Below are 6,718 nucleotides of genomic sequence, written 5' to 3'. Positions count from 1 at the left end.
CGGCCATTTCCACAGACCAGATCGCGGCAATCAGCAGCGCTGCTATAGCCGGCCTATCCTCATCAGGCATTGCAGCTCTTTCCACCGACCAGATCATCGCGCTGCAAACAAACCAGATTGCTTCGCTCACACCGCTACAGGTCGAAGCCTTATCGACCCTACAAATCAACGCACTCAGCAGTCTCCAAATCAGCGCTATGACCGTCGCTGGGATAAGGGCGTTGTCCACAGCGGATATTGCGACATTCACCACAGCCGAGATTGCCTCGATAAATGCCGCTGCAATATCCGGTCTATCGACAATCGATATCCTGTCCCTTTCAAGCACGCAGGTCCACGCCTTCACGCACGCGCAATCCGTGGCCATGGATGCAGATCAACTTGCAGCGGTGATCGCTGCCTATCATAACTTCAGCTGATCTACTGACTTAATGTCAGCAAATGCAGACCCATGAGCTGGGTTAAGAACCCGCACGTCGACCTTGACCGCCCGAGCTTATTACACTAATCAACCGTCATGCCAGGAAGCTGGCCGTAAGCGTTTGACGTCAAGCAACGCACTTATCGATCCTCGCCGGTCGGAGTGCGTTTTTTTGTGCCCGTCGGACGAGGAAACCGCCAAGAGGTTATCATGGCTTTCCGTCTTACTGATGATCCCAAACAGAGCCAACTTTTTCTGCTCATCGGGATCTTATTCATCTCATATCTCTGTGTTGCGACGGCCCTTCCCGTCGTTCCCGTTTTCGCAAACGAGAAGCTTGGCCTGTCAAATGGTTGGGCCGGGCTAGCCGTTGGAATTGCTTTTATCGGGACGATCTTCACGCGCGCCTATGCTGGCCGGCTTGTAGATACAAAAGGTGCAAAACATACGGTTTATCGCGGCCTGTTCCTTTACGTTGCGGGGACATGTATCTCACTGTGGAGCGGCATACCCCTGCTTCGGCCGGCGGCTGCCTTTACGATTCTCGTCTCCGGACGGTTGATTATTGGAGTGGGTGAGAGCCTCGTTGCGGTAGGCGTCATAACCTGGGGCGTCAGCCTTGTCGGGCCTGCACGATCCGGCCGTGTCTTGGCGCTGGTTGGCACTGCGATCTATGGGGCCCTTGGACTTGGAGGGCCGATTGGGCTACTGACTTTCGAGCATCTCGGTTTCGAAGGTGCAATGGCGCTCGGGGCAGCATTGCCGCTGCTGGGATTAATCGCCATCCGCAAGCTTCCTTACACGACTGCCAATTCGCACGTTCACGAGCGATCACCTCTTGCTTCAGTCATTGGTCCGATCTGGGGCTATAGTTTGATCATTTTCATGCAAGGAGTTGGATTTGCTGCCATCGGATCGTTTTTCACGCTCTATTTCTTCGATCTCGGATGGAGCAATGCAGGATTGGGCCTTAGCGCGTTTGGTTGCGGTTTCGTCCTCGTCCGTCTGCTTTTTGGACATCTTCCGGATCGCTTTGGTGGTGTGGCCATAGCATCCGTTTCGCTTGCTGTCGAAGCTTTGGGTCAAATATTGATCGCAACAGCACCCAATCCTGCAACAGCATTTGCTGGCGCTTTCATGACGGGCCTTGGGTGCTCAATGATCTTCCCGGCGATGGGGCGCGAGGTTGTTCACGTTGTTCCGGCAGCTCTGCGTGGCACTGCTCTTGGGGCGTTTTCAGCCTTCCAAGATTTGGCCTATGGCCTAACCGGCCCACTGGCCGGGCTCTTGGCTGATCGCACCGGCTACACCACTGTGTTCCTCATCGGTAGTGCGATGGCGGCCACCGGTTTCTTCGTCACTTTGGCGCTGCGAAAACCAGAGGCCTTTGTCCCGAGAAAATAAACGACCTCACATTGGATAAAGTGATGGAGGCGCATCCGCTACGCGCCTCCCCAGCGCATGTACAGTGCTTTGGAGACACTAAAGACGTTTCAAAAGCTCTCGTGTCCGCTCATCCGGCATGCCGTCGAAGAACTGTTCAAGGGCCTCCTGAAATAATGGATTTGCATGCCCCGAGGCTTCGTTGAACAACGTCATTGACGAGCGAAACTTCAGATCGTCCGGCGAGCCGAGTATGTCTAACGCCGACATATTCTTGTGCCCGAGAACGGCGGACGTCGCGACATCAAGGCGCTCTTTCAGAAGGGGATCTTCAAGATAGGCGCTTGCTTCAGCCAACGAACTCAGTCCGTAAAACTGAGCTGTCGGCGAGCGACCCAATCCGCGCAGCTGCGGAAAGATAAACCAGATCCAATGACTGCGCTTTTGCCCTTGCCGCAATTCAGACAGGGCTGTCTCGAAAACGGGCTCTTGTGCAGTCTTGAAGCGCTGCAAATCGAACTCGGTACCTGCCATGCAATGGCTCCTTTCGGTTCAGTTGATCCAAAACCTCCTACAAGGCGATATGTTTCCAGACGATCCGAAAAGGCGCTTTCTCACGTGTGCCTTTGCCCGAGAAGCCAAACTCAACGGTCAAAGACCCGTCATTCCTTATGGACAAAGAGCACCAGGAATTTATGTAGGTAGGGTGCATTTTATCACCTAGGGAGGAAGTTGATGTCGTCTTGGTTACCTTTGATTGCAGCAGGCCTTGTTTTAGCAGCGTTTCCGGCAATCGCTCAGGAGGCTCCCGCCTCACCGCCCGCCGATCAACCCCTGAGCAAATATGTAACATCGGTCGAGAAAGATGGCTCCATCACCTTCCGTCTTTACGCGCCCTCCGCAAAAAGCGTCTCAGTGACCCTGGGGCTTGGGAAACCAATCCCCATGGAGCGCAATCAGGACGGTGTTTGGCTGGTGAAGACGGATCCGCAAAAGCCGAACCTCTATGAATATTACTTCAATATCGATGGCTTTCGCAGCATCGACACCGGCACCAACGCACCGAAGCCGCAGCGTCAGGTCAACACGAGCCTGATCCTCGTGCCTGGCAGCATACTCGATGTTAGGAATGTCCCGCACGGCGACTTAAGATTCGTGACGCTTCACTCCAAGGCGTTGAATTCCGAGCGGCAAATGTATGTCTATACCCCGCCGGGTTACGATAAGGCGTCTCAGCGGCTACCGGTTCTTTATCTTTATCATGGGTTCGGCGACACGGTTGCATCATGGGTCACGCAGGGACGTGCGCCACAAATTCTCGACAATCTTCTCGCCGAAAAGAAGATCGATCCAATGATCGTCGTGATCCCTGACACGGAAACCGATATTCCCGATGCAATTGCAGAAAACTTTCCAGGTGCGACGCGCCGCAAAGACTTTTATCCCCTCAATGCCGCCGCAGCCGATCGCGAGCTCCTAGAAGATCTCATCCCCTACATGAAAGCACATTATCGCGTTCGAGACGATGCAGATGGCCGTGCGATTGTAGGCCTTTCTCAAGGCGGCTATCAGGCTCTGGTCTCGGGCCTTTCCCATCTCGGCACCTTTGCCTGGGTAGCAACTTTCAGTGGTGTATCCACTACGACAGTACCGAACAAGGCGGTAGATGAGGCCTTGAACAATCCGGAAAAAATCAACAAAGCCCTACGCAACTTCACCGTTACCGTCGGAACCAAGGATCAAACGACAGGCAAGGATATTGCCGGTCTTAAAGCGATCCTCGATGAGAAGAAGATCAAGCATGAATATCACGAGTATCCTGATCTTCAGCACGAGATGGACGTGTGGCGCCCGTCCTTCGCGGCGTTTCTGGAGAAAGTCTTTAAGTGAAGCGCGTCAACGCTTTCTGATCGGATGACATGATAAGCAGGCTGAGCAACCGCGCTCAGCCTATCCTTTTGCCGTCAGCATCGAAGGCGTGGATTTTCTCGGCAGTGGCACTGACGGCGACCGTCTTGCCGATCTCCATGGCGCTGCGACCAGGCACCCTAAAGACGAGATCCTGGCCACCAGGCAATGAACCGTAGACATAGCTCTCCGCGCCAACCAGCTCCACAGCACCGACATTCACATCCGCTGAAAATGCCGAGCTGCCGGTTTCCGTTGCCATTACGATATCTTCCGGACGGATCCCGATCGTGGAGGCTGAAGCCGTTCCAGCCAGACTTTCACAACTAAAACCGCCACGCTTGAGATCGAGCAAGTTCATGGAGGGAGACCCGATGAAGGTTGCCACGAACGTAGAGGCCGGTTTTTCATAGAGATCGATCGGCGTGCCGACCTGCTCGACTTGCCCCGCATTCAAGACCACCAGCCGATCGGCCAGCGTCATGGCCTCCATCTGATCATGCGTGACGTAGACGCTGGTCGTTGCAAGCGCCCGTTGGAGGCGCTTGATTTCGACGCGCATCTGGACGCGCAGTTTTGCATCCAGATTGGATAGTGGTTCGTCGAACAGAAAGGCAGCCGGTTCGCGCACGATCGCACGCCCCATGGCCACGCGTTGCCGCTGACCACCGGATAGTTGTCGCGGCTTACGTTCAAGAAATTGCTCGATCTCCAAGGTCCGCGCCGCCTTGGCGATCCGTTCGTTGATGACGGCCTCCGGCGTCTTGCGGTTCTTGAGGCCATAGGCCAGGNTGCCGCTGACCACCGGATAGTTGTCGCGGCTTACGTTCAAGAAATTGCTCGATCTCCAAGGTCCGCGCCGCCTTGGCGATCCGTTCGTTGATGACGGCCTCCGGCGTCTTGCGGTTCTTGAGGCCATAGGCCAGGTTCTGTCGAACCGTCATGTGCGGATAAAGCGCATAATTCTGGAAAACCATGGCGATATCGCGCTCCGACGGCTCGAGGCGATTGACCACCCGTCCCCCAATTGAAATCTCGCCGCCGGTAATGGTTTCAAGGCCCGCAATCATGCGCAGCAGCGTGGATTTGCCGCAACCGGAAGGACCGACAAGAACCAGAAACTCACCATCGGCAATATCGAGAGAAACGCCTTTGATCGTTTCGAGAGAACCCGCATAGGTTTTACGGACCTCTTTAAGAACAATGTTCGCCATTATTTTTCAGTCTCCACAAGGCCCTTGACGAACCAGCGCTGCATCAACACCACAACGATGATCGGCGGGATGATCGCTAAGATCGCCGTGACCATGACATAGTTCCACGGCGTCGACGCGTCGGTGAAATCGACCATCTTCCGCAAGCCGATAATGATGGTGGACATTTTCGCATCGTTGGTCACGAGGAGCGGCCACAAATACTGCGTCCAACCATAGATAAACAGGATGACGAAAAGCGCCGCTATGTTGGTGCGCGACAAGGGCAAAAGAATATCGCGCAGGAAGCGGAACGGCCCGGCATTATCGATGCGCGCCGCCTCAAGCAACTCACCTGGGATCGTCAAAAAGAATTGCCGAAACAGGAAGGTCGCCGTTGCGGACGCCATCAATGGCAAGGTCAGGCCCGCATAGGTATCGATCAGCCCAAGGTCGACGATCACCTTGTATGTCGGGAGAATGCGCACTTCCACCGGCAGCATCAGCGTGACAAAGATCATCCAAAAAAAGACCATCCGCAGAGGAAACCGAAAGAAGACAACGGCATAGGCGGACAGGAACGAGATGAAAATCTTGCCGCATGCGATGACCATCGCCACGACGAAGCTGTTGAACAACATTCGCTCTAGGCTGACACCCACCACTTTCTCAACACCACCCGATAGCGCGCCGGCGTAGTTTTCAGCGAAGTGACTGCCTGGCAGCAACGGGATAGGCGGGCGTAGGATCTGATCCGATGGCAGTGTCGAGGCAACAAAAGTGTAGTAGATCGGAAAAGCCACGATGATGATACCGAGGATCAACATCAGATGGCCGATGAGGTTGGCAAGCGGTCTGTTTTCGATCATGCCAGTCTCACCCATAATGAACGCGCCGCTCGACAAAGCGGAACTGCACAGCTGTCAACCCGACAACAAGAATCATTAGGATGACCGATTGTGCAGCAGATGAGCCGAGATCAAGATTTACGAAGCCGTCATTGTAGACCTTGTAAACGAGGGTTTCCGTTGCTTTGGCGGGACCGCCGCTCGTTACTGCATGAATGATGCCGAACGTGTCGAAGCAGGCATAGACGGTGTTGACGACGAGCAGAAAGAAGGTCGTTGGGGCGAGCAACGGGAATATAATGGTCCAAAACCGCCTCGCACCTCTTGCGCCGTCGATTGCCGCAGCCTCGATCAAGGATTTAGGGATCGCTTGCAAGCCGGCGACGAAAAACAGGAAGTTGTAGCTGATCTGCTTCCATGCCGCCGCGACGATCACCAAGCCCATGGCTTGGTTTCCATCGAGCAGCGGATCCCAGGCGACGCCGTTGCGACGCAAGAGATAGGCGAGCGTGCCCATCGCCGGGTTGAACATGAAAAGCCAGAGCATGCCCGCAACAGCCGGAGCGACAGCATAGGGCCAAATCAGAAGGGTTCGATAAACATTGCGTCCGCGCACCACCCTATCCGACGCCATAGCGAGCGCCAGCGCTACGACCATAGACAACAGTGCCGTGGCGATGCTGAACACCGCGGTCACTTTCAGGGAGTGAAGATAAGATTCGTCGCTCAGCACAAAAGAGAAATTGGCCAGACCGACGAAGCCGCTCTGCAGCCCGAAAGGATCTTCTCTTTGCAGGGATTGATAAAGCGCCTGGCTGGCGGGCCAGAAGAAAAAGACCACCGTCAAAATAATCTGCGGTGCGACGAGAAAATAGGGAAGCACCTTGTTTGGAAAGACGACACGCTGCAAGGCCACCTCCTTCATTGATCGGTAAATGGGCCTCCGCGGAGGCCGGCGTCCTGCG

At 54.9% G+C, this 6,718-nt stretch carries 6 protein-coding genes and 2 pseudogenes; 3 read left to right on the top strand and 5 right to left on the bottom strand.

Translation table 11 applies throughout. The annotated features are described in order from the left end of the window. Nucleotides 1–419 (top strand): hypothetical protein (locus tag VQ830_RS16520; RefSeq protein WP_337269239.1); only part of this gene is annotated, 419 nt, incomplete at its 5' end. Between the two features lie 212 nt (nt 420–631). Further along, nucleotides 632–1,825, top strand: a complete 1,194-nt coding sequence (locus VQ830_RS16515; protein ID WP_337269238.1) for an arabinose transporter — start codon at nt 632–634, stop codon at nt 1,823–1,825. A 78-nt stretch (nt 1,826–1,903) separates the two neighbouring features. Here the strand turns inward: VQ830_RS16515 and VQ830_RS16510 are convergent, their stop codons facing one another. Then, nucleotides 1,904–2,338: a DUF1810 domain-containing protein gene (locus VQ830_RS16510; RefSeq protein WP_337269237.1), complete on the bottom strand. Its 435-nt coding sequence runs from the start codon at nt 2,336–2,338 to the stop codon at nt 1,904–1,906. Between the two features lie 201 nt (nt 2,339–2,539). Here VQ830_RS16510 and VQ830_RS16505 point away from each other — a divergent pair, with 201 nt between their 5' ends. Next, a complete protein-coding gene (locus VQ830_RS16505; RefSeq protein WP_337269236.1) occupies nt 2,540–3,694 on the top strand; it encodes an esterase in 1,155 nt (384 codons plus the stop codon). 55 nt (nt 3,695–3,749) lie between these two features. Here the strand turns inward: VQ830_RS16505 and VQ830_RS16500 are convergent. The 4 genes and pseudogenes from VQ830_RS16500 to ugpA form a co-directional block, all read right to left on the bottom strand. Next, nucleotides 3,750–4,547: pseudogene (locus tag VQ830_RS16500) on the bottom strand (TOBE domain-containing protein); the annotation flags it as partial. Between the two features lie 127 nt (nt 4,548–4,674). Further along, nucleotides 4,675–4,926: pseudogene (locus VQ830_RS28810) on the bottom strand (ATP-binding cassette domain-containing protein); the annotation flags it as partial. Then, on the bottom strand, nt 4,926–5,774 hold the full coding sequence (gene ugpE, locus VQ830_RS16490; protein ID WP_337269234.1) for a sn-glycerol-3-phosphate ABC transporter permease UgpE: 849 nt from the start codon (nt 5,772–5,774) through the stop codon (nt 4,926–4,928). The pseudogene VQ830_RS28810 and the gene ugpE, both read right to left, overlap by 1 nt. Nucleotides 5,775–5,781: 7 nt before the next feature. Further along, entirely contained in the window at nt 5,782–6,663 is an 882-nt protein-coding gene (gene ugpA / locus VQ830_RS16485; RefSeq protein ID WP_337269233.1) for a sn-glycerol-3-phosphate ABC transporter permease UgpA, read from the bottom strand. Nucleotides 6,664–6,718 lie beyond the last annotated feature (55 nt).

Origin of the sequence: Oryzifoliimicrobium ureilyticum (genome assembly GCF_037199735.1) — a bacterium.
Lineage (GTDB): Bacteria > Pseudomonadota > Alphaproteobacteria > Rhizobiales > Rhizobiaceae > Rhizobium > Rhizobium ureilyticus.
The sequence above is the reverse complement of the archived record's forward strand: the minus strand, read 5'-3'. Positions and strand labels throughout refer to the sequence as shown.

Excerpts from the sequence above, each read along its gene's own strand:
- VQ830_RS16505 (WP_337269236.1), top strand. The coding sequence starts at position 2,540 with ATGTCGTCTTGGTTACCTTTGATTGCAGCAGGCCTTGTTTTAGCAGCG.
- VQ830_RS16515 (WP_337269238.1), top strand. The coding sequence starts at position 632 with ATGGCTTTCCGTCTTACTGATGATCCCAAACAGAGCCAACTTTTTCTG.
- VQ830_RS16510 (WP_337269237.1), bottom strand. The coding sequence starts at position 2,338 with ATGGCAGGTACCGAGTTCGATTTGCAGCGCTTCAAGACTGCACAAGAG.
- ugpE (WP_337269234.1), bottom strand. The coding sequence starts at position 5,774 with ATGATCGAAAACAGACCGCTTGCCAACCTCATCGGCCATCTGATGTTG.